At 55.4% G+C, this 24,601-nt stretch carries 21 protein-coding genes; 18 read left to right on the top strand and 3 right to left on the bottom strand.

The features are described from left to right. The first annotated feature begins 1 nt into the window (after position 1). The 9 genes from pbpC to der all read left to right on the top strand — a co-directional run bounded on the left by pbpC (position 2) and on the right by der (position 11,562). Entirely contained in the window at positions 2-2,320 is a 2,319-nt protein-coding gene (gene pbpC, locus ACLGE8_RS19290; protein ID WP_411000508.1) for a peptidoglycan glycosyltransferase PbpC, read from the top strand. Between the two features lie 256 nt (positions 2,321-2,576). Then, on the top strand, positions 2,577-3,008 hold the full coding sequence (gene ndk / locus ACLGE8_RS19285; RefSeq protein WP_035891385.1) for a nucleoside-diphosphate kinase: 432 nt from the start codon (positions 2,577-2,579) through the stop codon (positions 3,006-3,008). 167 nt (positions 3,009-3,175) lie between these two features. Further along, complete coding sequence (locus ACLGE8_RS19280) at positions 3,176-4,342, top strand: bifunctional tRNA (adenosine(37)-C2)-methyltransferase TrmG/ribosomal RNA large subunit methyltransferase RlmN (protein WP_333496813.1); 1,167 nt, start codon at positions 3,176-3,178, stop codon at positions 4,340-4,342. A gap of 279 nt (positions 4,343-4,621) precedes the next feature. Then, on the top strand, positions 4,622-5,638 hold the full coding sequence (rodZ, locus tag ACLGE8_RS19275) for a cytoskeleton protein RodZ (protein WP_411000506.1): 1,017 nt from the start codon (positions 4,622-4,624) through the stop codon (positions 5,636-5,638). A gap of 26 nt (positions 5,639-5,664) precedes the next feature. After that, positions 5,665-6,783, top strand: coding sequence for a flavodoxin-dependent (E)-4-hydroxy-3-methylbut-2-enyl-diphosphate synthase (gene ispG / locus ACLGE8_RS19270; RefSeq protein WP_035891392.1), 1,119 nt, complete (start codon positions 5,665-5,667; stop codon positions 6,781-6,783). Between the two features lie 91 nt (positions 6,784-6,874). Continuing rightward, positions 6,875-8,149, top strand: a complete 1,275-nt coding sequence (hisS, locus tag ACLGE8_RS19265; RefSeq protein ID WP_411000504.1) for a histidine--tRNA ligase — start codon at positions 6,875-6,877, stop codon at positions 8,147-8,149. A 33-nt stretch (positions 8,150-8,182) separates the two neighbouring features. Continuing rightward, entirely contained in the window at positions 8,183-8,800 is a 618-nt protein-coding gene (locus tag ACLGE8_RS19260; protein ID WP_185668898.1) for a YfgM family protein, read from the top strand. 10 nt (positions 8,801-8,810) lie between these two features. After that, positions 8,811-9,989 carry an outer membrane protein assembly factor BamB gene (gene bamB / locus ACLGE8_RS19255; protein ID WP_185668899.1) on the top strand — a complete coding sequence of 393 codons (1,179 nt, stop codon included), beginning with the start codon at positions 8,811-8,813 and terminating at the stop codon, positions 9,987-9,989. A 97-nt stretch (positions 9,990-10,086) separates the two neighbouring features. Then, positions 10,087-11,562, top strand: coding sequence for a ribosome biogenesis GTPase Der (der, locus tag ACLGE8_RS19250; protein WP_411000501.1), 1,476 nt, complete (start codon positions 10,087-10,089; stop codon positions 11,560-11,562). Between the two features lie 95 nt (positions 11,563-11,657). Here der and ACLGE8_RS19245 read toward each other — a convergent pair whose 3' ends face one another. Continuing rightward, complete coding sequence (locus ACLGE8_RS19245; protein WP_411000499.1) at positions 11,658-12,299, bottom strand: HD domain-containing protein; 642 nt, start codon at positions 12,297-12,299, stop codon at positions 11,658-11,660. A 110-nt stretch (positions 12,300-12,409) separates the two neighbouring features. Here ACLGE8_RS19245 and ACLGE8_RS19240 point away from each other — a divergent pair, with 110 nt between their 5' ends. From ACLGE8_RS19240 to ACLGE8_RS19230, 3 genes are all read left to right on the top strand, one after another. Beyond that, positions 12,410-13,393, top strand: coding sequence for a GlxA family transcriptional regulator (locus ACLGE8_RS19240; RefSeq protein WP_411000497.1), 984 nt, complete (start codon positions 12,410-12,412; stop codon positions 13,391-13,393). 168 nt (positions 13,394-13,561) lie between these two features. Beyond that, a complete protein-coding gene (locus ACLGE8_RS19235; protein ID WP_333496806.1) occupies positions 13,562-14,038 on the top strand; it encodes a cold shock domain-containing protein in 477 nt (158 codons plus the stop codon). A gap of 45 nt (positions 14,039-14,083) precedes the next feature. Continuing rightward, positions 14,084-14,329, top strand: a complete 246-nt coding sequence (locus tag ACLGE8_RS19230) for a DUF2543 family protein (RefSeq protein WP_123650323.1) — start codon at positions 14,084-14,086, stop codon at positions 14,327-14,329. A 4-nt stretch (positions 14,330-14,333) separates the two neighbouring features. On the opposite strand, the gene ACLGE8_RS19225 is transcribed toward ACLGE8_RS19230, so the two are convergent. Beyond that, on the bottom strand, positions 14,334-15,311 hold the full coding sequence (locus ACLGE8_RS19225) for a LysR family transcriptional regulator (protein WP_411000495.1): 978 nt from the start codon (positions 15,309-15,311) through the stop codon (positions 14,334-14,336). A 387-nt stretch (positions 15,312-15,698) separates the two neighbouring features. On the opposite strand from ACLGE8_RS19225, the gene ACLGE8_RS19220 reads away from it, so the two are divergent. The 4 genes from ACLGE8_RS19220 to ACLGE8_RS19205 all read left to right on the top strand — a co-directional run bounded on the left by ACLGE8_RS19220 (position 15,699) and on the right by ACLGE8_RS19205 (position 19,666). Further along, positions 15,699-16,979 (top strand): amino acid permease, encoded by a 1,281-nt coding sequence (locus tag ACLGE8_RS19220; RefSeq protein WP_411000493.1) that lies wholly within the window; start codon positions 15,699-15,701, stop codon positions 16,977-16,979. A gap of 51 nt (positions 16,980-17,030) precedes the next feature. After that, on the top strand, positions 17,031-18,212 hold the full coding sequence (gene metC / locus ACLGE8_RS19215) for a cystathionine beta-lyase (protein WP_411000491.1): 1,182 nt from the start codon (positions 17,031-17,033) through the stop codon (positions 18,210-18,212). Between the two features lie 89 nt (positions 18,213-18,301). Next, positions 18,302-19,393: a Gfo/Idh/MocA family oxidoreductase gene (locus ACLGE8_RS19210; RefSeq protein WP_411000489.1), complete on the top strand. Its 1,092-nt coding sequence runs from the start codon at positions 18,302-18,304 to the stop codon at positions 19,391-19,393. 51 nt (positions 19,394-19,444) lie between these two features. Continuing rightward, entirely contained in the window at positions 19,445-19,666 is a 222-nt protein-coding gene (locus ACLGE8_RS19205) for a zinc ribbon domain-containing protein (protein WP_411000487.1), read from the top strand. Between the two features lie 123 nt (positions 19,667-19,789). Here ACLGE8_RS19205 and xseA read toward each other — a convergent pair whose 3' ends face one another. After that, complete coding sequence (gene xseA / locus ACLGE8_RS19200) at positions 19,790-21,166, bottom strand: exodeoxyribonuclease VII large subunit (protein WP_411000485.1); 1,377 nt, start codon at positions 21,164-21,166, stop codon at positions 19,790-19,792. Between the two features lie 160 nt (positions 21,167-21,326). On the opposite strand from xseA, the gene guaB reads away from it, so the two are divergent. Further along, positions 21,327-22,793, top strand: a complete 1,467-nt coding sequence (gene guaB, locus ACLGE8_RS19195; RefSeq protein ID WP_411000483.1) for an IMP dehydrogenase — start codon at positions 21,327-21,329, stop codon at positions 22,791-22,793. Between the two features lie 79 nt (positions 22,794-22,872). After that, entirely contained in the window at positions 22,873-24,450 is a 1,578-nt protein-coding gene (guaA, locus tag ACLGE8_RS19190; RefSeq protein WP_411000481.1) for a glutamine-hydrolyzing GMP synthase, read from the top strand. Positions 24,451-24,601 lie beyond the last annotated feature (151 nt).

Below are 24,601 nucleotides of genomic sequence, written 5' to 3'. Positions count from 1 at the left end.
GATGCGTCTTGCCTGGATTAAACGCCCCGTCTGGCGATGGCTTGCCGGGGCGGTCGTGTTGTTGTGGGCCGCCGTTGTGCTGGCGGATAAACTCTGGCCGCTGCCGCTCCATGAGGTGGTTCCGGCTCGGGTAGTGGTAGCAGAGGATGGCAGTCCGCTGTGGCGTTTTGCCGATGCGCAGGGAATCTGGCGTTACCCGGTGACCATCGAAGAGGTGTCGCCGCGCTATCTTGATGCCCTCATTCAGTATGAAGACCGCTGGTTCTGGGATCACCCCGGCGTGAATCCATTTTCTATTGCCCGCGCGGCCTGGCAGAATGTGACCTCTGGCCGCGTAGTGTCCGGTGGCAGCACTCTGACCATGCAGGTCGCGCGGCTGCTTGACCCGCACCCGCGCACTTTCGGCGGTAAATTTCGCCAGCTCTGGCGCGCGATGCAGCTGGAGTGGCACCTCTCCAAGCGTGACATTCTCACCCTTTATCTTAATCGCGCCCCGTTTGGCGGCACGCTGCAGGGCATCGGTGCGGCAAGCTGGGCCTATCTCGGAAAACCACCTGCCCAGCTAAGCTACGCCGATGCTGCTCTGCTAGCCGTGTTGCCGCAGGCACCGAGCCGATTACGCCCGGATCGCTGGCCTGTACGTGCTCAGTTGGCACGTAATAAAGTGCTGGATCGCATGCTGACGCAGCAGGTCTGGCCCGCATCCGCAGTGAAAGAAGCCAAAGAGGAGCCGGTGTGGCTGTTTCCCCGGCAGATGCCGCAGCTTGCACCGCTGTTTGCCCGTCATATGCTGGCGCAGAGCCGGGATGAAAAAATCGTCACCACTCTGGATGCTGGGCTGCAGCGTCAATTGGAAGAGATGGCGCTGAACTGGAAATCGCGCCTGCCGCCGCGTAGCTCGCTGGCGATGGTGGTGGTGGATAATCGCAATATGAAGGTGCGCGGCTGGGTGGGTTCGGCGGATATCGCTGACGACAGCCGCTTTGGCCACGTCGATATGGTGACGGCGGTGCGCTCGCCGGGCTCGGTGCTGAAACCGTTTTTGTACGGCATGGCACTCGATAGCGCGTTAATTCACCCTGAATCGCTGCTACAGGATGTCCCCCGGCGCGTGGGCGACTATCGTCCCGGCAACTTTGATAGTGGCTTTCATGGCCCGGTCAGCATGAGCGAGGCGCTGGTGCGTTCGCTGAATCTCCCGGCGGTACAGGTGCTGGATGCCTTCGGACCGAAGCAGTTTGCTGCGCGTTTGCGTAATGCCGGGCTACCGCTGATTTTACCTGCGGGCGCTGAGCCGAATCTGTCGCTGATCCTCGGCGGTGCGGGTGCGCGACTGGCGGATATCACCGCCGCCTATAGCGCTTTGGCCCGCCATGGTAAGGTCGGAAAACTGCGCATGCTGGCGAGTGACCCGCTGGTGGAGCGACCGCTGCTCTCACCCGGAGCGGCGTGGATCATTCGCCGCATCCTCGCTGGCGAAGCCCAGCCGGTGCCGGACTCATCATTGCCGCAGGTAGTGCCGCTGGCGTGGAAAACCGGCACCAGCTACGGCTATCGCGATGCGTGGGCGATTGGCGTCAATGCTCGTTACAGCATTGGGATCTGGACGGGCAGGCCAGACGGCACGCCGGTGGCCGGGCAGTTCGGTTTTGCCAGCGCGATCCCGCTGTTAAATCAGGTGAGCAATCTGCTGCTTGCTAATAACGCACGTCAGCAGGAGGGGCGCGATCCGCGTCCTGCTTCGGTGAGCACAGCGGAAATTTGCTGGCCAAGCGGGCAGCCGTTGCCCGCCGGAGACAGCAACTGCCGCCGACGCTTGTCCACCTGGGTGCTGGATAACAGCCTGCCGCCGACGCTGCTGCTGCCGGAGCAGGAAGGGATTCAGGGTATTCGTTTCCCAGTGTGGCTGGATAGCGAAGGTCAGCGCGTTGCTGCGGATTGTCCAGACGCCCGTGAAACCACCTTCGACGTCTGGCCGCTGCCGCTGGAGCCTTGGCTGCCCATCGGCGAGCGCCGTGACGCGCGATTACCGCCGGCCTCGACGCGTTGTCCACCTCGTCAATTGCAGAATGTCGCCCCGCTGATGCTTTCCGGTATTCGTGAAGATGCGGTGATCCGACGCTTGCCCGGAGAACCGAGCGCAAAAGTGGTGCTGCAGGCAAGCGGTGGGGAAGGGCGACGCTGGTGGTTCCTCAACGGTGAACCGCAGACGAGCGCAGGGGATAGTCTGACCTTAACGCTGATGAACCCAGCACGCTATCAACTGGTGGTGATGGATGAGAGCGGGCAGACTTCGGTGGTGAACTTTATGCTACAGTGAGTAAAATTGCCGGGTAGCGCTGTGCTTACCCAGCCTATGGGGGGATACCACGTTGTAGGCCCGATAAGCGTAGCGCCATCGGGCAAAACCAGCGCACAATTGCCAAACCGGGCTTGTTACAAAATGTGTTGCTTAAAAGTGTTTTATTTTAAAAAAATGTTACCTTCATCCATAGGCAACGACGCATCCGGTCTTTATAATCCGCGCCAGGTCATACAACAGCTGTATGCACGACAACATAAAATTAGAGGTAATCATGGCTATTGAACGTACTTTTTCCATCATCAAGCCAAACGCGGTGGCAAAAAACGTTATTGGCAGCATCTTCTCTCGCTTTGAATCAGCAGGGTTTAAGATTGTTGGCACCAAAATGCTGCACCTGACCGTTGAGCAGGCTCGTGGCTTCTACGCTGAGCACGATGGTCGTCCATTCTTCGACGGTCTGGTTGAGTTCATGACCTCCGGCCCAATCGTGGTTTCCGTACTGGAAGGCGAAAACGCCGTTCAGCGTCACCGTGACCTGCTGGGTGCAACCAACCCAGACAACGCGCTGGCTGGCACTCTGCGTGCTGACTACGCGGACAGCTTCACCGAAAACGGCACCCACGGTTCTGACTCCGTAGAATCCGCCGCGCGCGAAATCGCTTTCTTCTTCGCAGAAGGCGAAGTGTGCCCACGTACCCGCTAAGGGCACGTTTACACTTTATTTAGTGAATGCCGCGTGCAGACGTGGCATCCATGCGCCAGAATTTGTACAATGCAGCGCCCCCGGACGAGCAGACCGCTTTCCTGGGGCGCTTCTTTTTATCAACCCTCCAGGGGCCATAACGTGTAACAACGAGGCCGGAATAGAAAATGTCTGAACAAATTGTCACGCCTGAGAGCGCCATCCCGGCGGTTCCCAACAAAGATGGAAAAATTAACCTGCTGGATCTTAGCCGTCCGCAGATGCGCGAGTTTTTTAAAGACTTAGGCGAAAAACCCTTCCGCGCCGATCAGGTGATGAAGTGGATGTACCACTACTGCTGCGACGACTTTGATGAGATGACTGACATCAACAAAGTGCTGCGTGGCAAGCTTAAAGAAGTCGCTGAAATTCGCGCCCCTGAAGTGGTGGAAGAGCAGCGTTCATCTGATGGCACCATCAAATGGGCGATTGCCGTCGGCGATCAGCGCGTTGAAACCGTATATATCCCGGAAGACGACCGCGCAACCCTGTGCGTCTCTTCACAGGTCGGTTGCGCGTTAGAGTGTAAATTCTGCTCTACGGCTCAGCAGGGCTTCAACCGTAACCTGCGGGTATCGGAAATCATCGGCCAGGTCTGGCGCGCGGCGAAAATCGTCGGTGCCGTCAAAGCGACCGGCGTACGTCCTATCACCAACGTGGTGATGATGGGCATGGGCGAGCCGCTGCTGAACCTGACCAACGTGGTTCCAGCGATGGAAATCATGCTGGACGATTTCGGTTTTGGTCTCTCCAAACGTCGCGTAACCCTGTCTACCTCAGGCGTTGTGCCTGCGCTGGATAAACTGGGCGACATGATTGACGTGGCGCTGGCGATTTCCCTGCACGCTCCGAACGACACCATCCGTGATGAAATTGTACCTATCAACAAAAAGTACAATATCGCCACCTTCCTGGAATCCGTTCGCGGCTACATTTCGAAATCCAACGCTAACCAGGGTCGTGTGACCATCGAGTACGTCATGCTGGACCATATCAACGATGGTACCGAGCATGCGCATGAACTGGCGGCATTGCTGAAAGATACGCCATGTAAGATCAACCTGATCCCATGGAACCCGTTCCCGGGCGCGCCGTATGGCCGCAGCTCGAACAGCCGTATCGACCGTTTCTGTAAAGTGCTGATGGGCTATGGCTTTACCACCATTGTGCGTAAAACGCGCGGTGATGATATTGACGCCGCCTGCGGCCAGTTGGCCGGTGACGTTATCGACCGCACCAAGCGTACAATGCGTAAGCGTATGCAGGGCGAAGCGATTGACGTGAAAGCGCTGTAATTCAGCGTGGCGTGCGCCTGAAAAGGCGCACGCAAAGCCAAGTGCTTAAGGATTAGGCGAAACGTACTGATTTGGATAATAATTACGGTGCGTTTCGATGAGTATTGAGGCAGTATGTAGCGTTGCAACAACAGCGTAGCGACGGCCTTTGACGCTGTTTTGAAGTTGGGTATACCGGGCAGCTTGTCGGTCTGTCCGATAGCAACGATCGGATGTTTCGCGGTGCGGGTACGGTTCCGCATCAGAACCTTAAATTTCACGAATCAGCAGTTGTAGCGAATGAATACTGAAACCAACCACGACCAACAAGAAGCACAAACCACGGGTGTACGCCTGCGTACTGCCCGTGAACAACTCGGACTCAGCCAGCAAGCCGTTGCAGAACGCTTGTGCCTGAAGGTTTCCACCGTTCGTGATATTGAAGAAGATAAGGCGCCTGCTGAACTCGCTTCAACATTCTTGCGTGGTTATATCCGCTCCTACGCTCGCCTTGTGCATATCCCCGAGGAGGAGCTGCTGCCGATGATGGAAAAGCAAGCACCGGTACGCGCGGCGAAAGTCGCTCCGATGCAGACCTTCTCCCTGGGCAAGCGTCGCAAAAAACGTGACGGCTGGCTGATGAGTTTTACCTGGCTTGTCCTCTTCGTGGTTGTCGGGTTAACCGTTGCCTGGTGGTGGCAGAACCATAAAGCGCAGCAGGAAGAGATCACCACCATGGCCGATCAATCCTCCGTTGAGCTGAAAGCGAGCGGCAACGACTCGCAGGATATCCCGCTGAACACTGGCGCGGATACCGCGCAGGCTCCTGCTACGACCGATACCGCAGCAACTCCAGATACCGCTACCACCGCACCTGCGGATGCCGCACCGGCTCCGACTGCGCCTGTAGCAACCGCACAGAATAACGCCGTTGTGGCACCGTCTCAGGCTAACGTCGACGGTACCGCAGCGCAAACCACTACCCCTGCACCGCAGACCGCAACGCCGGGCGCACTGCCAACCGACCCGGCACAAACTGCCGCACCGGTTGCTGATGCTAATGCGCTGGTGATGAACTTCTCCGCCGACTGCTGGCTGGAAGTGACCGACGCTACCGGTAAAAAGCTGTTCAGCGGCCTGCAGCGTAAAGGTGGTACCCTGAACCTGAGCGGCCAGGCGCCTTACAAACTCAAAATTGGTGCTCCGGCCGCAGTACAGATCGCCTACCAGGGCAAACCGGTCGATCTGAGCCGCTTTATCAGAACTAACCAGGTTGCGCGCCTGACCGTGAGTGCTGAACAATCACCAGCACAATAACAGACGCGTAATGCGGGAGATTTTTCATGCACAACCAGGCTCCAATTCAACGTAGAAAATCCACACGCATTTACGTTGGGAACGTGCCGATCGGCGATGGGGCTCCTATCGCCGTACAGTCGATGACCAATACACGCACAACAGACGTTGAAGCGACGGTTAATCAAATTAAGGCGTTGGAACGCGTAGGGGCGGATATCGTTCGTGTATCCGTGCCGACGATGGACGCCGCAGAAGCCTTCAAACTTATCAAACAGCAGGTTAACGTCCCGCTGGTTGCTGATATTCACTTCGACTACCGTATCGCTCTGAAAGTGGCGGAGTACGGCGTTGACTGCCTGCGCATTAACCCAGGCAACATCGGCAACGAAGAGCGCATTCGCATGGTCGTTGACTGTGCTCGCGACAAAAACATCCCTATCCGTATCGGCGTGAACGCCGGGTCGCTGGAAAAAGATCTGCAGGAAAAATACGGCGAACCTACGCCGCAGGCGCTGCTGGAATCAGCAATGCGTCACGTGGATCACCTCGATCGTCTGAACTTCGATCAGTTCAAAGTCAGCGTGAAAGCGTCCGACGTTTTCCTGGCGGTAGAATCGTATCGCCTGCTGGCGAAACAGATCGATCAGCCGCTGCACCTCGGGATCACCGAAGCAGGCGGCCTGCGTAGCGGTTCAGTGAAGTCAGCCATTGGCCTGGGCCTGCTGCTATCCGAAGGGATTGGCGACACGCTGCGCGTTTCGCTGGCGGCGGATCCGGTCGAAGAGATCAAGGTCGGTTTCGATATTCTGAAATCACTGCGTATCCGCGCACGTGGGATCAACTTCATCGCTTGCCCTACCTGTTCACGTCAGGAGTTTGACGTTATCGGGACGGTCAACGCGCTGGAGCAGCGTCTGGAAGATATCATCACCCCGATGGACGTATCGATTATCGGCTGCGTGGTAAACGGCCCTGGCGAAGCGCTGGTGTCGACGCTTGGCGTGACCGGCGGCAACAAAAAAAGCGGCCTGTATGAAGACGGCGTGCGTAAAGATCGCGTCGATAACGACGATATGATTAGCCAGCTTGAAGCAAGGATCCGGGCGAAAGCGTCGGTGCTTGATGAAGCGCGCCGTATCGACGTTCAGCAGGTTGAAAAATAACGAGATGGGAAGCGCCTTGCTTCCTGTGTATGATTGAACCCCAGGCGCTGAACGCGCCGAGGGTTCATTTTTATATATAAAGAGAATTAACGTGGCAAAAAACATTCAAGCCATTCGCGGCATGAACGATTATCTGCCTGGCGAAACCGCCATCTGGCAGCGCATTGAAGGCACACTCAAGCAGGTGCTCGGCAGCTACGGTTATAGCGAAATCCGTTTGCCGATTGTAGAGCAGACCCCGTTGTTCAAACGCGCTATCGGTGAAGTGACCGACGTGGTTGAAAAAGAGATGTATACCTTCGAAGACCGCAATGGCGATAGCCTGACGCTGCGTCCGGAAGGTACTGCGGGCTGCGTACGCGCCGGCATCGAACATGGTCTTCTGTACAATCAGGAGCAGCGTCTGTGGTACATCGGGCCGATGTTCCGCCACGAACGCCCTCAGAAAGGACGTTACCGCCAGTTCCATCAGCTGGGTTGCGAAGTCTTCGGTCTGCAGGGCCCAGACATCGACGCAGAGCTGATTATGCTGACCGCGCGCTGGTGGCGTGCGCTGGGTATCTCTGAACACGTGAATCTGGAGCTGAACTCCATCGGTTCTCTGGAAGCTCGTGCCAACTACCGTGACGCACTGGTCGCCTTCCTTGAGCAGCACGTAGAAGTGCTGGACGAAGACTGCAAACGACGTATGTACAGCAACCCACTGCGCGTGCTGGATTCCAAAAACCCAGACGTTCAGGCGCTGCTGAACAACGCCCCTGCGCTGGGCGACTATCTGGATGAAGAGTCCCGCGAGCACTTTGCTGGCCTGTGCGCACAGCTGGATGCTGCCGGTATTGCCTACACCGTTAACCAGCGTCTGGTTCGCGGTCTGGACTACTATAACCGCACCGTTTTCGAATGGGTGACCAACAGCCTCGGCTCGCAGGGTACCGTTTGTGCAGGTGGCCGTTATGATGGTCTGGTTGAGCAACTGGGCGGCCGTGCTACCCCTGCGGTAGGCTTCGCGATGGGTCTGGAACGTCTTGTTTTATTAGTTCAGGCAGTTAATCCGGAATTTATTGCCTCTCCTGTTGTCGATATATACCTGGTCGCTTCAGGCACCGATACTCAGTCAGCCGCCATGCGTCTGGCAGAGCAGGTGCGTGATGCGTTACCGGGCGTGAAGCTGATGACCAACCACGGCGGCGGTAACTTTAAGAAGCAGTTTGCCCGCGCTGATAAATGGGGTGCCCGTATTGCCCTGGTTCTGGGTGAGTCTGAGGTTGAGCAAGCCACTGTTGTCGTGAAGGATTTGCGCTCTGGTGAGCAGACAACCGTAACGCAGGAAGGCGTTGCCGCGCATTTGCGCACTATTCTGGGTTAATCTCCAGGACATTATTATCAGGAGAAGGGCTGCGTGGAAATTAATAACGAAAACGATCAGGTTGAGGCGATTAAAAGCTTCTTTGCCGAAAATGGTAAAGCGCTGGCCGTTGGGGTCATTCTGGGGATTGGTGCGCTGGTTGGCTGGCGTTACTGGAACTCGCATCAGTTAGATTCGGCCCGTGAGTCCTCTGCGGCTTATGAAAACGCCGTCTCTTCTCTGAGTTCAGGGAAACCGGAAGCGCTGGCCGCCGCGGAGAAATTTGCCGCCGACAGTAAAAACACCTACGGTGCGTTTGCTTCTCTGGAACTGGCTCAGGTCTTCGTCGATAAAAGCGACCTTGCTCAGGCTGAAAAACAGCTGCAGCAGGGCCTGGCTGCCGCATCTGATGATAATCTGAAATCCGTCATCAGCCTGCGTCTGGCCCGCGTTCAGCTACAGCTGAAGCAGCCTGACGTTGCTCTGAAAACGCTGGAAGGCGTGAAGGGCGAAGGCTGGACGGCAATTGTTGCTGATTTACGCGGGGAAATCCTGCTCAGTAAAGGTGACAAGCAGGGCGCACGTGCGGCGTGGGAAGCTGGCGCTAAGAGCGATGCATCGCCCGCGCTGAGCGAAATGATGCGCATGAAAATTAATAATTTGTCCGTCTGAGAGGGACCCGATGCAATTGCGTAAATTACTTTTGCCAGGACTGCTTTCTGTCACTCTGTTGAGTGGTTGTTCACTGTTTAGCGGCGAAGAAGATGTTGTTAAAATGTCTCCTCTGCCAACCGTAGAAAACCAGTTTACGCCGTCTACCGCATGGGATGTTTCCGTCGGCAGCGGTATCGGTGATTTCTACTCCAACCTGCATCCGGCTTATGCGGACAGCGTGGTTTACGCGGCTGACCGTAAAGGCACCGTGAAAGCGCTGAACGCGGATGACGGCAAAGAAGTGTGGTCCGTTAACCTGGCGGAAAAAGATGGCTGGTTCTCTCGTAAGCCAGCGCTGCTCTCTGGCGGCCTGACCGTTGCCGGCGGCCACGTCTATGTGGGCAGCGAAAAAGCGCAGGTTTATGCGCTGGATGCGGGTGATGGTTCCGTTGTCTGGAAAACCACGGCAGCAGGCGAAGTGCTGTCTCGTCCAACCGTCAGCGATGGTCTGGTGCTGGTGCATACCAGCAACGGTCAGCTGCAGGCACTGGATGAAAACAGCGGCGTCGTGAAATGGACGGTGAACCTGGATATGCCTGCGCTCTCTCTGCGCGGCGAATCTGCACCGGCTGTGGCCTTCGGCGCGGCGATTGTTGGCGGCGATAACGGTCGCGTGAGTGCGGTACTGATGCAGCAGGGTCAGATGATCTGGCAGCAGCGTATTTCTCAGGCTACCGGCTCAACCGAAATCGATCGTCTGAGCGATGTAGACACCACGCCGGTTATCGTGAATGGCGTTGTCTACGCGTTAGCCTACAATGGTAATCTGACGGCGCTGGATCTGCGCAGTGGCCAGATCATGTGGAAACGTGAGCTGGGCTCGGTGAATGATTTCATCGTTGACGGCAATCGTATCTACATCGTTGACCAGAACGACCGTCTGCTGGCGTTGACCACCGACGGTGGCGTGACCCTGTGGACGCAGAGCGATCTGCTGCACCGTCTGCTGACCTCTCCGGCGCTGTATAATGGCAGCCTGGTGGTGGGTGACGCAGAAGGTTACATGCACTGGATTAACCCGGAAGATGGGCGCTTCGTCGCTCAGCAGAAGGTTGACAGCGCGGGCTTCCTGACGGAACCGGTGGTGGCTGACGGTAAACTGCTGATTCAGGCGAAAGACGGTACGGTTTACGCGATTACGCGTTAACGGCGACGTTGATTCAGCAATGGACGGCTCCTGAATGCTCAGGGGCCGTTTGCTATTTATAGATTTTGTCAAAATTTTGAGTATATGAGGCTTTAACATGGTACCTGTGGTCGCGCTTGTCGGGCGCCCTAATGTTGGAAAATCCACGCTTTTTAACCGCCTGACGCGCACTCGTGATGCGCTGGTTGCGGATTTCCCGGGTCTGACTCGTGACCGTAAGTACGGTCGTGCTGAAGTTGAAGGGCGTGAGTTTATCTGTATCGATACCGGCGGTATCGATGGCACGGAAGAGGGCGTGGAAACGCGCATGGCGGAGCAGTCGCTGCTGGCGATTGAAGAAGCCGACGTTGTGCTGTTTATGGTTGATGCACGTGCGGGGCTGATGCCTGCGGACGAAGGCATTGCTAAACATCTGCGTGCTCGTGAAAAGCCAACCTTCCTGGTGGCGAACAAAACGGACGGGATTGACCCGGATCAGGCCGTTGCTGACTTCTGGTCGCTGGGCCTCGGTGAAATTCACGCGATTGCGGCCTCTCATGGTCGTGGCGTGACGACGCTGCTGGAAACCGTTCTGCTGCCGTTCGTTGACGATATCAACCCGCCGGAAGAAGTGGACGAAGACGCCGAGTATTGGGCGAAATTCGAAGCTGAAAATGGCGAAGGGGTAGAAGAGCCGGAAGACGACTTCAACCCGCAAGACTTGCCAATCAAAATCGCTATCGTTGGTCGTCCGAACGTAGGTAAGTCTACGCTTACTAACCGTATCCTCGGCGAAGACCGCGTGGTGGTTTACGATATGCCGGGCACCACCCGTGACAGTATCTATATCCCGATGGAGCGCGATGAGCGTGAATACGTTCTCATCGATACCGCGGGTGTGCGTAAGCGCGGCAAGGTGACGGATACGGTTGAGAAGTTCTCCGTAATCAAAACCCTGCAGGCCATTGAAGACGCTAACGTGTGTCTGCTGGTGATTGATGCCCGTGAAGGTATCTCCGATCAGGACCTGTCGCTACTGGGCTTTATCCTCAATAGTGGGCGCTCACTCGTTATCGTCGTCAACAAGTGGGACGGCCTGAGCATGGAAGTGAAAGAGCAGGTGAAAGAGACCCTGGACTACCGTCTGGGCTTTATCGACTTCGCTCGCGTACACTTTATCTCCGCACTGCACGGCAGCGGCGTAGGTAACCTGTTCGAATCTATCCGCGAAGCATATGACAGCTCAACTCGCCGCGTGGGTACCGCGATGCTGACTCGTATCATGACCATGGCGACCGAAGATCACCAGCCGCCGCTGGTTCGTGGTCGTCGCGTGAAGCTGAAATATGCGCACGCCGGTGGTTATAACCCGCCAATTGTGGTTATTCACGGTAACCAGGTGAAAGACCTGCCGGATTCCTACAAGCGCTATCTGATGAACTACTTCCGCAAATCGCTGGATGTGATGGGTACGCCTATCCGCATTCAGTTCAAGGAAGGCGAAAACCCGTATGCAAACAAACGCAATACGCTGACGCCAACCCAGATGCGTAAGCGTCAGCGTCTGATTCGACACATTAAGAAAAGCAAATAAGCGATGCTTTAAACGCTGAATAGCTAAAAAACCCGCGAAAGCGGGTTTTTTTATGATAGTTGTAGGCCGGATAAGCAAAGCGCCATCCGACGTTATTATGATTTCCAACGCGACTGACGGATCACGCTGCAGAAATTGCCGGGCACAAAGCCAGGGTCTTTATCGCAGATAACATCGGCTTTCACGTTGCCGAAGGTGGTCTGGGTTTTACCCTTGATCCCATCGTAAAACGCACTAATGATATTCTCTTTAAAGTTGTCCTGGCGCGGGTGCTGCTGAACGACCGCTTCACGATTCGCATCGCTAACCTCATCGTAGCCAATCCCCAGCACGTCCATTTCCACGCCTGCGGTTAACAGCGCGATCTCCGGTGCCATAAATTCCGGAATACCGGGGGTGGTGTGCAGGGCTATCGCTGTCCACACTTTATCAATATCAGCAGCCGCGATGCCGTGGCCCTCAAGGAAGGCGCGGGCGGCGTTGGCGCCATCGACTTCAAATCGCTTATCGCAGCTGCAATGCTCATGCGTCAGGCCAATATCATGGAACATACAGCCGACGTACAGCAGTTCGTGGTCCACTTTCAGCTCCCGGCGTGCCCCGGCCAGAGCCCCCCAGTAGTAGACGCGACTTGAGTGGTGGAACAGCAGGTCACTTTCGGTATCGCGAATAAACTCGGTAGTTTCGCGAGCCAGCTTGCTGTCGGGGATACGGATGCCATGCACGTTGATGGTCATATTTTTCTCCTTACAGGTTGTTGCAGGAGAGTTTACAGAGCATTCTGTATGTCATAAATTGTCTTATAACGACGATTAAAGACATTCCATCGAATCAGGACACCCCGCTCATGAAACGCGTTATTGCTCTCCTTGCCGTGCCCGGCGTTCAGTTACTGGACGTTTCCGGTCCGCTGGATGTGTTTGCTGAGGCCAACCGGATCCTGCATCGTGAGGTGTATGAGTTCGCGGTGATTGCACTAGAAGATATGACGGTAAGCGCGTCGTCCGGCGTGAATCTGCTGGCGAACGTGCGACTGGTAGAGACGAATGCGCTACAGCCGGATACGTTTTTGCTGGCCGGCGCGCCAGAAGTCTGGCAGCAGACGCTGAACGATGAGCAAATCGCACATATCCGCAGACTGTGTGATAACAGTCGCCGCTACGGTTCCGTTTGTACCGGCGCATTTCTATTAGCGCAAACGGGGCTGCTGACCCAGCGTAAAATCACCACCCACTGGGCCATGACGTCCCGCTTTATGGCGACGTTCCCGGACGTTGAGGTCGATGCCGATGCGCTGTATGTAGCGGACGGACCGGTCAGAACGGCGGCAGGGGTGACTTCGGGGATGGATTTAGCCATTCGACTGGTGGAAGAAGATCTGGGGCGCGAGGTGGCGCAGGAAATAGCCTGTAATCTGGTGATGTTTTTCCGTCGCCCGGTGAATCAGGGGCATTTTATACGCCACAGCGCGGTCTCAACGACCGGCCGCAATGCGTTTCAGGATTTGCAGCGCTGGACGCTTGCCAACCTGTCGACGGTGCTGAGCCTGCAGGATATGGCCGACCATATCGGTCTTAGCGCCCGCCATCTGAGCAGGCTGTTCCGTCAAGAAATGAATATGGCCGCCGGAGAGTGGCTGGAGGCCGGGCGAATAGACCGGGCTAAAATGCTGCTGGAAAGCGGCACCCTGCCGCTGAAAACCATCGCCAGCCAGTGCGGATATTCCAGCAGCGACGTGCTGCGCCGGGCCTTTATTAAGCGCGTCGGTATTACGCCGTCAGTGTACCGACGGCTGAATGTGGCTCGACCGTGGGCGCAATTGCCGGAATGAGCCGAGAACTTAACCGCTTTATGACGCCACTTATGGCAGGTTGTTCTCGCGTAGCCGAAAATTATCATCCAGACTTAAGCCAAAGACGTAGTCTGTACAGGCATTGTGCTTTACACTGCGCGCTGCAAAAATTGAGTCAACAAACGATTAAAGTAGGCGGTAAGGTCGATGAACGGAACAATCACAACCTGGTTTAAAGATAAAGGTTTTGGGTTTATCAAAGATGAAAACGGTGATAACCGCTATTTTCATGTGATTAAGGTTGCCAACCCCGATCTGATTAAAAAAGATGCCGCGGTGACCTTCGAACCCACCACCAACAACAAAGGGCTATCTGCTTACGCGGTGAAAGTTATCCCGGAAAGCAAACATATCTATATCGCGGGTGAGCGCATCAAGCTCACGTCGATCAAATCCTTCCTGGTGTACAGCGAGGAAGTGCCTGCCGATACCCGTATTGATAAAGAGAATGCGGTGCTGTCCGTGGGGCTTCTGATGAACAGCATCAAGCCGAAATCAGCGGAGAAAACGGGTGAAATGCGTACGCTGAAGAAGCTGGCAATCACCACTTTCCAGGGCACAACGCTTATCTTCTCGGAAGATGAGATTGATATTGAAGCCACGGTAAAAATGCTCAAGGTCTGAGACCTTCTCAGCCGCGAAGAATGAGATTAACCCCAGGAGCGATGTATGAATAATGACATTCCACTGAAGTATTATGATATTGCCGAAGAGTACGCCTCAGAATCGGCGAAGCCCGTCGGCGAGAGCGAACTGGATGCGTTGGCGCACTACTTCCAACTGCTGTTGACCCGTTTAATGAATAACGAAGAGATCAGCGAAGAAGCGCAGCAGGAGATGGCGACTGAAGCCGGTATCAGCGCGCAGCGTATTGATGAAATTGCCAACTTCCTCAATGAGTGGGGCAACGAGTAACGCGTTACGCCTCTGCGGGGCGTTGCATCCAGCGATCCCAGTCGGGGTTTTCCCCGATGCTCTCGACCAGAAAATCGATAAAACTTCTGACCTTGGGATCCTGGTAATGCCCCGGATGATACAGTGCGTACAGGCTGTAATCATTTTCCCTCGCGCTATATTCCGTCAGTACAGGCACCAGCTCACCCCGGGCAATCGAATCGCCCAGCATATAGGTCGGCAGGCTGACTATTCCCTGATGATGCAGTGCAGCATGAAGTAGCCCGAGAGTGCTGTTCACTTCGATGATGCTGTTCACCTTTAGCGCGCTAAAGCTGCCGTTGACGTTTTGATAGCGCCAGTTATCGGAAACGTTGGGGTTTATCAGACAGTCGTGCTGCTCAAGATCCTCAAGCCGTTGCGGCACGCCGCGCCTTGCGAAATAATCCCGGCTGGCGCAGTACACCCAGTTAATTTTGCAGATTTTGCGCAGCGCAAAATTGGTGGGCGGGTGTGCGGTAATTCTGAGGGCAATATCAAAATTCTCTTCGTTAAGATTGACGTTCTGGTCGTTTAAATCGACACAGAGTGTGACGTCTGGGTTGTCCTGACGATATTCGCTGTAAATACGCATCAGATGACAGACGCCGAAGGCAATAGAGCAGGTGATGCGCAGCTTGCCCTGTGGGTGATGGTTAAAGCTGGCGATATTGGCCAGCGACTCGTCCAGTTCTTCTAGCAGGCGCTGTGCGCGAAACAGTAAATATTGCCCCGGTTCGGTCAGGATTAAAGTGCGGGTGGTGCGCTTTAACAACACGACACCGAGTTGATCCTCAAGCTGGGCGATACTGCGGCTCACGGACGAGGGCGTCAGATTCAGCTTTTGCGCAGCGGCAGAAAAACTATTGCACTCCACCACTTTGATAAACGTTTTCAGATGATGAAAGATGGAATAGTTATCAACTTTTAATTTTGCAAGCGCCGCATTTTTATTTAATGACATCGCTACCCCCCTTTTCTTAGCCGAATAATAGACGTGATGATGTTGAAGTTTGAGCACCATCACGGAAATGGTGAGTCGCTCGCTTACCTGTTCGCCATGTGCAATAAAAAACGCTGCCTGCTGCCACCTTACCCGAACCGGCCCAGAAAGAAAAATATAATCTTTTTATGGTGTAATTATCTGTTTTTAAATAATTTTATTTGTCTTTCTTAAAAATTGAGATGACTATCAATTTTTGCGTTAAACGCAAAGGTATTGTTAGTGATTAACACCGTTCAGACCTTTCTTTATCCCTGCCATATCCCCTAACATTTGTGTTGACAGACACCTCAATCCAGTTTTTTGAGTTTCTATTCTAAATAACACTTATAAATAGGAAGGCATTTAATGGCTGAGATACTCGAAAATAAAACTAATAATTTATATAAATCCGTACCCTTCACGAAATATGATGTTGGTTGGGTGATTCTCTGCATTGGTATGGCCATTGGTTCAGGCATCGTTTTTATGCCAGTACAGGTGGGTATTAAAGGTATTTGGGTCTTTATCGCTTCAGTGGCAATTTCATATCCAGCGATTTATATCCTGCAAAGCCTCTATCTGAAGACGCTGTCAGAAACAGATGATTGTCAGGATTACGCCAGCGTCATCACCCAATATCTGGGGAAAAACTGGGGGATGGGTTTAGGTATTGCCTACTTTCTGATGCTGCTGCACGGTATGTTTTCTTACTCGCTGGCCGTGACCTTTGATAGCGCATCCTATATCCAAACCTTTGGCCTGACGAAAGGCCTGCTGTCTGATTCTATCTGGTACGGGTTGATTATCCTGACGGTGCTGGTCTGTATTGCTTCGCAGGGTGAAAAGCTGTTGTTTAAGGTTTCTGGCCCCATGGTGTGCGTGAAGTTTGGCATTATCGTGGTGCTGGGTCTGGTGATGGTGCCGTACTGGAACTTCAGCAATATCAGCGCATTTCCGCCAATATTGACGTTTATGCGTGATGTGTTCCTGACGCTGCCGTTTACATTGTTTTCTATTTTGTTTGTGCAGATATTAAGCCCAATGAATATCGCCTATCGCAAGATGGAAGCCGATAAACGTATTGCGACTTACCGGGCGATTCGCGCCAACCGGGTGGCCTATATTATTCTGGCCGTTGCGGTGCTGTTTTTTGCTTTTTCGTTCACTTTTGCCATTAGCCACGAGCAGGCGGTATCGGCGTTTGAACAGAACATCTCCGCGCTGGCGATTGCCGCCCAGGTTATTCCCGGCTCGGTGGTTAAAGTGATGAGTGCGCTGCTCAATATTTTTGCCATCCTCACCGCGTTTCTCGGTATCTACCTCGGTTTTCAGGAAGCGATTAAGGGCATCGTGGTGAACGTTATCACCCGCTTTATGCCTGAAGAGAAGATCAACCAGAAGGTGCTGCACGTGGCAATTAGCATTGGTGTGATCCTCGCGTTGTGGGTCTGGATCTCGACGCGTTTCTCGATCCTGTTCTTTATGCAGCTTGGCAGCCCGCTGTTTGGCCTGGTGTCCTGCCTGATCCCTTGCTATCTGGTTTATAAGGTGAAGGTGCTGCATCAGTTTAAAGGCCCGGGGGTCTGGTTCATCATTTTCTTTGGCATCTTGCTGTGTCTATCGCCCTTCTTTAAGTTCTTTGAGTAACGTTCGGTGGTTACGATGTTTTCGCGACCAGGGAAATTTATGAGGTAATCCATGAGTAATCGATCCACATCCGACTTTAACATCAGCACTCAAATCACCCAGCTTGGCCGGGATGCCAGTAAACAGGCGGGGTTTGTGAACGTACCGGTCTATCGCGGCTCGACGGTGATTTTCCCGACGGTGAGTGACCTTGAACATAACCGCGCGGAGTTTAACTACGGCACCATGGGCACACCGACCATTGCCAGCCTGGAGAATGCATGGAGCGCGCTGGCGGGTGCTGCGGGTACGGTGCTGTCGCCGTCTGGCCTGGGAGCGATTGCGCTGTCGCTTTTGACCACGCTGAAAGCGGGCGATCACCTGCTGATGCCCGACAGCGTTTATCGGCCAACCCGCAACTTCTGCGCCGGGATGCTGACCAAAATGGGGATTGATACCACCTACTACGACCCGCTGATTGGTGCGGACATTGAGAGTCTGTTCCGGCCCAATACCACCACGCTGTTCCTCGAATCTCCGGGGTCACAAAGCTTTGAGATTCAGGATGTTCCAGCAATGACCCGGGCGGCGAAAAAGCACAATATTGCCACCATTATCGATAACACCTGGGCGACGCCGATTTTCTTCCGCGCCCACGAGCACGGCTGCGATCTGTCTCTGGAGGCGGGGACCAAATATCTCGGTGGCCATTCCGACCTGCTGATGGGCGTGGTGTCGGCCAATGAAAACTGGTGGCCTCAGCTTCGCCAAACCTACGATTTGATGGCGATGCTGCCGGGTGCCGAAGATTGTTTCCTGGCGCTGCGGGGCTTGCGCACCATGCATCTACGCCTGAAAGAGGCGGAAAAACGCGGCCTGGAGATGGCGCATTGGCTGAGCGAACGCCCTGAAGTGATGAGAGTGCTGCACCCGGCGCTGCCGGAATGCCCGGGGCATGAGCTGTGGAAGCGTGATTTTACCGGTTCATCCGGGCTGTTCTCTTTCGTGCTTAAGCCGGAATTTACCAAAGCGGGCGTGGCGAACATGCTGGATCATATGGGCATTTTTGGTATGGGGTATTCCTGGGGCGGGTTCGAAAGTCTGATGATTCCATTTAACTGCGCTGATTATCGTACCGCCACCACCTGGCAGCCTGGTGGCCTGACACTGCGTATCCAGATTGGCCTCGAAGATATGGATGACCTGAAGACCGATCTGGCAGAAGGTTTTGCGCGATTGCGCGCGGTTCTGTAACCCGATAGCCCATCGTGAACAATAATTCACGATGGCGCTTCACGCATAATGGCGCTAAATGTCGTTTACTTATACGTGAGTCGGAAATTATGAATATTGGATTTATCGGCCTGGGGGCGGTGGTGGAAACCGCCTATCTTCCTGCGCTAGCGCGACTGTCGTTCCCAATCTCCTCGTTGTGGGGATACGATCTGAATCCACAGCGCACGCTGCCGGGCGTCAGCGCCTGTGAGTCGCTGGCGGAGCTGCGGGAAAAGCCGCTCGATGTGCTGTTTATCACCACCGTTTCGTTGCAGCATCTGCCCGCGCTCGAGCAGGCGCTGCGTTCTAACATCCCCCGTATCGTGGTGGAAAAACCGGTCGCCGCCACCCTCGGGCAAATTGATAGCCTGCGTCAGTTGCTTGCCCATAAAGATAATGCCCAGCGCGTACTGGCGCTGGACCACTGGATGGCCCGCGATGGTGCGTTGTGTCTGGTGCAAGGGAAAATGGACGACCGCTGGCAGCCGGAGGATTCTGCGAGCGTGACTGCGCCGCTGGTCACTTCGCTGGACGATATTGCCGGCATCGACGGCTTTCTGCTAGAACCAAGCGGCTTTAACGCCGCCGGGGAGCCTATCGCCCTGAACTTTACCACCGGCGAGCCGGATACCCGTGAATTTCGCCATCCTGACGGTGTGATTGTCGATATCGGCACCCACGTGCTGGCCATGATGCGTGAAACGGTGCGCTATCTCGGCGGTAGTGATGATATTCAGCTGGTGGCGCAGCAGGTTAAGGACCGGCTGGGGCGGCCTATTGCACGCGGCGATATCGAAACGGCGGAAGGGGAGGCGCATCTCAAAGGTACACTAGGCCATATTCCTGTGAATCTGTGGCTGAACAAATATGCCGGGCCGGGCGTGGAGCGCAAAGGGATCCGCATTTATCTGCGCGACGGAAGGGTTATCAGCCAGACTCGTGCTCCTGGCGGTGAAAGCGTGGAGCTGATTGATGGCGATAGCGTGATGCGCTGGACGCGGCCGGGCGCCATTTACGCGCACTGCCTCGCGGAGCACATCCTCGGTAAGCGCAGCCTGTTTTTCCGCGCCCCGGACGAAGTGGCGAAACTGACGCAGCGCCGGATGGCGGAAGTGGAGACGCTTTTGCGTATCCAGCAGCAACTGCGTGGGGAACATTGAGCGGTGAGTCGTGGTAAAATAGCGGCACAAGAACCGAGTTAAGGAGTCGTCATGGAATTCATCTGCCCAACCTGTCAGGCCTCTCTGGAGGTGCAGGGTAACCAGGCCCACTGCGATCGCTGCGAGCAAGATTTTACGCTGGAAGCACGCTGCCCGGAGTGCCATAAGCAGCTGGAGGTGTTGAAAGCCTGCGGCGCGGTGGACTACTTCTGCCAGAACGGCCACGGCCTGGTATCGAAAAAGCGGGTAGAGTGGTTGCCGGTCGGCGAATAATTTTACGGCCGTATCTCGTTTATGCCGGGTGGCGGCTGCGCCTTACCCGGCCTACATGGTTTGCGCCCGACGGCAGGCCTGATAAGCGACGCGCCATCAGGCTCTGGCTTTGTCATCGGCTTCTTACTCCGCTTTTTTACGCGCTCGTGTTTTCTTCTGTGCGGTGACCGTGCGGATTTCACTCTCCACCCAGCCGTCTGCCAGACGCGTCGTCAGCATCTCTCCCGCCTTTGCCTGCTTTGTTTGCTTCAGCACTTTGCCATCGCTGGCGGTCGTAACGCTGTAGCCGCGCGCGAGCGTTGCCAGCGGGCTAACGGCTTCCAGATGCGTGACTGCATTGCCAAAGCGTTCGCGCTGCTCGCTCAGACGGGCGCGAATATTCTCGGCCAGACGATATTCCAGTTGCTGAATGCGCGACTGGGCGCGATGAATGCGCGGCTGCGGATTCTGCTGATTCAGGCGCTGCATCATGCGCTGCTGGCGCTGATTGGCCTGCTTCATCTGGTTTTCCAGCGCCGTGCTCATGCGTTGGCGAAGACGCTCAAGCGTCGTCTGCTGGCGAGCCAGCCGTAGCTGTGGATGCTGCTGCTGGAGGCGATGGAACATCTGGGTAAAGCGACGGCTGCGGTTGGCAAGGTAGTAATCCATCGCCATGCCAAGGCGCTGCTGGGCGGATTGGATCTGGCGGACTAACTCCTGCTGATTGCGGCTGACCATTTCTGCTGCGGCGGACGGCGTTGGCGCGCGCAGGTCGCCGACGAAATCGGCAATAGTGACGTCAGTTTCATGGCCGACGGCGCTCACGACTGGAATGCGGCTGGCAAATATCGCCCGCGCCACGCGCTCATCGTTAAAGCTCCACAAATCTTCCAGCGAACCGCCGCCGCGCCCGACGATCAGCACGTCGCATTCGTTGCGGGCGTTAGCCAGCTCAATGGCGCGCACGATTTGCCCCGGCGCATCTTCGCCCTGGACGGCGGTCGGGTAAATCACCACCGGCAGCGACGGATCGCGGCGTTTGAGGACGTGAAGAATATCGTGCAGCGCAGCGCCCGTTTTGGAGGTAATCACCCCAACGCAGTGCGCCGGAGAGGGGAGCGGCTGTTTGAGCTGCTGGTCGAAGAGGCCTTCAGCCTGGAGCTTCGCCTTCAGTTGTTCGTACTTCTGCTGTAATAGACCTTCGCCCGCTGGCTGCATGCTTTCGACGATGATTTGGTAATCACCGCGCGGCTCGTACAGCGTAATATTGGCGCGGACTAACACCTGCTGCCCATGCTGCGGACGGAACGTCACCCGGCGGTTGCTGTTGCGGAACATCGCGCAGCGAACCTGGGCGTTATCGTCTTTTAAGGTGAAGTACCAGTGGCCGGAAGCGGGCTGGGTGAAGTTCGAAATCTCGCCGCTAATCCACACCTGGCCCATCTCCTGCTCAAGCAGTAGACGCACCGTCTGGTTAAGGCGGCTAACGGTAAAAATTGAGGGGCTTTGTGAGGATAACATGTGAGCGGGATCAAATTCTAAATCAGCAGGTTATTCAGTCGAAAGTAACATGCTTACCGGGGAGCGCAAGGTTTTTTTGCAAAAAAGTGTGGATGCAATCGGTTACGCTCTGTATAATGCCGCGGCAATATTTAATAACCTCCCAGGTGAGATATTGCCCATGCTACGTATCGCAAAAGAAGCCCTGACGTTTGACGACGTCCTCCTCGTTCCCGCTCATTCTACCGTTCTGCCGAACACTGCTGACCTCAGCACCCAGCTGACCAAAACGATTCGCCTGAACATTCCTATGCTCTCTGCGGCAATGGACACCGTGACTGAAGCGCGCCTGGCAATTGCCCTGGCACAGGAAGGCGGCATTGGTTTTATCCACAAAAACATGTCCATCGAACGCCAGGCGGAAGAAGTTCGCCGCGTGAAGAAGCATGAATCTGGCGTGGTTACCGACCCGCAGACCGTCCTGCCAACCACCACGCTTGCCGAAGTGAAAGAACTGACCGAGCGTAACGGCTTCGCAGGCTATCCGGTTGTGACCGAAGACAACGAACTGGTCGGTATCATTACCGGTCGTGACGTGCGCTTCGTGACCGACCTGAGCCAGCCGGTGAGCGTCTACATGACCCCGAAAGATCGTCTGGTTACCGTTCGCGAAGGTGAATCGCGTGAAGTGGTCTTCGCGAAGATGCACGAACGCCGCGTAGAGAAAGCGCTGGTGGTTGACGATAGCTTCCACCTGCTGGGCATGATCACCGTTAAAGACTTCAAAAAAGCAGAACGTAAACCAAACGCCTGTAAAGACGATAAAGGTCGTCTGCGCGTAGGCGCAGCGGTTGGTGCGGGTGCGGGCAACGAAGACCGCGTTGATGCGCTGGTTGCTGCAGGCGTTGACGTCCTGCTGATCGACTCCTCCCACGGCCATTCTGAAGGCGTTCTGCAGCGTATTCGTGAAACCCGAGCAAAATACCCGGACCTGCAAATCATCGGCGGCAACGTGGCTACCGGCGCGGGCGCTCGTGCGCTGGCAGACGCTGGCTGCAGCGCGGTTAAAGTCGGTATCGGCCCTGGCTCCATCTGTACTACCCGTATCGTCACCGGCGTCGGTGTACCGCAGATCACCGCCGTTTCCGATGCGGTTGAAGCGCTGGAAGGTACCGGTATTCCGGTTATCGCCGACGGCGGTATTCGTTTCTCCGGCGATATCGCCAAAGCGATCGCCGCGGGTGCCGCCGCCGTGATGGTAGGCTCCATGCTGGCAGGTACTGAAGAATCCCCGGGTGAAATCGAACTCTACCAGGGCCGTTCTTACAAATCTTACCGTGGTATGGGCTCCCTGGGCGCGATGTCCAAAGGCTCTTCCGACCGTTACTTCCAGAGCGATAACGCTGCCGACAAACTGGTACCAGAAGGTATCGAAGGTCGCGTAGCCTACAAAGGTCGCCTGAAAGAGATCATTCACCAGCAGATGGGCGGCCTGCGTTCCTGTATGGGGCTGACCGGCTGTGGTACCATCGACCTGCTGCGTACGAAGGCTGAATTCGTGCGTATCAGCGGCGCGGGTATCCAGGAAAGCCACGTTCACGACGTGACCATCACCAAAGAGTCCCCGAACTACCGCATGGGCTCCTGATAAGTTTCCGCGCCCAATCCCTATACTTTACAGGTTGGGCGCTTTGTTATTGTTTCACTTGCCTCGGAACTAACGTCAAATGACAGACAATATTCATAAACATCGCATTCTCATCCTTGATTTCGGTTCCCAGTACACCCAGCTGGTTGCACGTCGCGTACGTGAACTGGGCGTTTATTGTGAGCTGTGGGCATGGGATGTTACTGAAGCGCAAATCCGTGAGTTCAATCCGAGCGGTATCATCCTCTCCGGCGGCCCGGAAAGCACCACCGAAGCAAACAGCCCACGTGCGCCAGAGTACGTGTTCAACGCGGGTGTGCCGGTATTCGGCGTATGCTACGGCATGCAGACCATGGCAATGCAGCTGGGCGGCCACGTTGAAAGCTCTACCGAGCGTGAATTCGGCTATGCGCAGGTTGAAGTACAGACCGACAGCGCGCTGATCCGCGGCATCGAAGACTCCCTGACCGCTGAAGGCAAACCGTTGCTGGACGTGTGGATGAGCCACGGCGACAAAGTGACCGCTATTCCGGAAGGCTTCGTCACCGTTGCCAGCACCGAGACCTGCCCGTTCGCCATTATGGCGCACGAAGAAAAACGCTTCTACGGCGTGCAGTTCCACCCGGAAGTGACCCATACCCGTCAGGGCCTGCGTATGCTGGAGCGTTTTGTACGCGACATCTGCCAGTGTGAAGCGCTGTGGACCCCAGAGAAAATCATCGACGACGCCGTTGCCCGCATCCGCGAGCAGGTTGGCAACGATAAAGTGATCCTCGGCCTGTCCGGCGGCGTGGACTCCTCCGTTACCGCGATGCTGCTGCACCGCGCAATCGGTAAAAACCTGACCTGCGTGTTCGTCGACAACGGTCTGCTGCGTCTGAACGAAGCACAGCAGGTGATGGACATGTTCGGTGACCACTTTGGCCTGAACATCGTTCACGTTGAAGGCGAGCAGCGCTTCCTCGACGCGCTGAAAGGCGAAAACGACCCAGAAGCCAAACGTAAAATCATCGGTCGCGTGTTCGTTGAAGTGTTCGACGAAGAAGCCTTGAAGCTGGAAGACGTGAAGTGGCTGGCGCAGGGCACTATCTACCCTGACGTTATCGAATCTGCGGCCTCCGCAACCGGTAAAGCGCACGTCATCAAATCTCACCACAACGTGGGCGGCCTGCCGAAAGAGATGAAGATGGGTCTGGTTGAACCGCTGCGTGAGCTGTTCAAAGACGAAGTACGTAAAATTGGTCTGGAGCTGGGCCTGCCGTACGACATGCTGTACCGTCACCCGTTCCCAGGCCCAGGTCTCGGCGTTCGCGTGCTGGGCGAAGTGAAGAAAGAGTACTGCGACCTGCTGCGTCGCGCGGACGCTATCTTCATCGAAGAGCTGCACAAAGCCGACCTGTACAACAAAGTGAGCCAGGCGTTCACCGTGTTCCTGCCGGTCCGTTCCGTTGGCGTGATGGGCGATGGCCGTAAGTACGATTGGGTTGTCTCTCTGCGTGCTGTGGAAACCATCGACTTTATGACCGCACACTGGGCGCACCTGCCGTACGATTTCTTAGGCCGCGTATCCAACCGCATCATCAACGAAGTCAACGGCATCTCTCGCGTGGTGTATGACATCAGCGGTAAGCCACCGGCTACGATTGAGTGGGAATAATATTCCTGCGGTAGTGACGTTAAAAAGCCTCTGTTAACAGAGGCTTTTTTTATAGATGTGACCCGTCCTGAATAGCGTTGACACGTTCCTGACTTAAATCCGGAGAACGTGATGATGACTGAGTTCAAACGCACCCAACGTGATTATTCTC

This window comes from Kluyvera sp. 142486, assembly GCF_046569695.1.
Lineage (GTDB): Bacteria > Pseudomonadota > Gammaproteobacteria > Enterobacterales > Enterobacteriaceae > Kluyvera.
This window is presented reverse-complemented; position numbering and strand designations above follow the sequence as displayed.

Coding starts and splice junctions, on each gene's coding strand:
- pbpC (WP_411000508.1), top strand. CDS start 2: ATGCGTCTTGCCTGGATTAAACGCCCCGTCTGGCGATGGCTTGCCGGG.
- ndk (WP_035891385.1), top strand. CDS start 2,577: ATGGCTATTGAACGTACTTTTTCCATCATCAAGCCAAACGCGGTGGCA.
- ACLGE8_RS19280 (WP_333496813.1), top strand. CDS start 3,176: ATGTCTGAACAAATTGTCACGCCTGAGAGCGCCATCCCGGCGGTTCCC.
- rodZ (WP_411000506.1), top strand. CDS start 4,622: ATGAATACTGAAACCAACCACGACCAACAAGAAGCACAAACCACGGGT.
- ispG (WP_035891392.1), top strand. CDS start 5,665: ATGCACAACCAGGCTCCAATTCAACGTAGAAAATCCACACGCATTTAC.
- bamB (WP_185668899.1), top strand. CDS start 8,811: ATGCAATTGCGTAAATTACTTTTGCCAGGACTGCTTTCTGTCACTCTG.
- der (WP_411000501.1), top strand. CDS start 10,087: ATGGTACCTGTGGTCGCGCTTGTCGGGCGCCCTAATGTTGGAAAATCC.
- ACLGE8_RS19245 (WP_411000499.1), bottom strand. CDS start 12,299: ATGACCATCAACGTGCATGGCATCCGTATCCCCGACAGCAAGCTGGCT.
- ACLGE8_RS19240 (WP_411000497.1), top strand. CDS start 12,410: ATGAAACGCGTTATTGCTCTCCTTGCCGTGCCCGGCGTTCAGTTACTG.
- ACLGE8_RS19235 (WP_333496806.1), top strand. CDS start 13,562: ATGAACGGAACAATCACAACCTGGTTTAAAGATAAAGGTTTTGGGTTT.
- ACLGE8_RS19230 (WP_123650323.1), top strand. CDS start 14,084: ATGAATAATGACATTCCACTGAAGTATTATGATATTGCCGAAGAGTAC.
- ACLGE8_RS19225 (WP_411000495.1), bottom strand. CDS start 15,311: ATGTCATTAAATAAAAATGCGGCGCTTGCAAAATTAAAAGTTGATAAC.
- ACLGE8_RS19220 (WP_411000493.1), top strand. CDS start 15,699: ATGGCTGAGATACTCGAAAATAAAACTAATAATTTATATAAATCCGTA.
- metC (WP_411000491.1), top strand. CDS start 17,031: ATGAGTAATCGATCCACATCCGACTTTAACATCAGCACTCAAATCACC.
- ACLGE8_RS19210 (WP_411000489.1), top strand. CDS start 18,302: ATGAATATTGGATTTATCGGCCTGGGGGCGGTGGTGGAAACCGCCTAT.
- ACLGE8_RS19205 (WP_411000487.1), top strand. CDS start 19,445: ATGGAATTCATCTGCCCAACCTGTCAGGCCTCTCTGGAGGTGCAGGGT.
- xseA (WP_411000485.1), bottom strand. CDS start 21,166: ATGTTATCCTCACAAAGCCCCTCAATTTTTACCGTTAGCCGCCTTAAC.
- guaB (WP_411000483.1), top strand. CDS start 21,327: ATGCTACGTATCGCAAAAGAAGCCCTGACGTTTGACGACGTCCTCCTC.
- guaA (WP_411000481.1), top strand. CDS start 22,873: ATGACAGACAATATTCATAAACATCGCATTCTCATCCTTGATTTCGGT.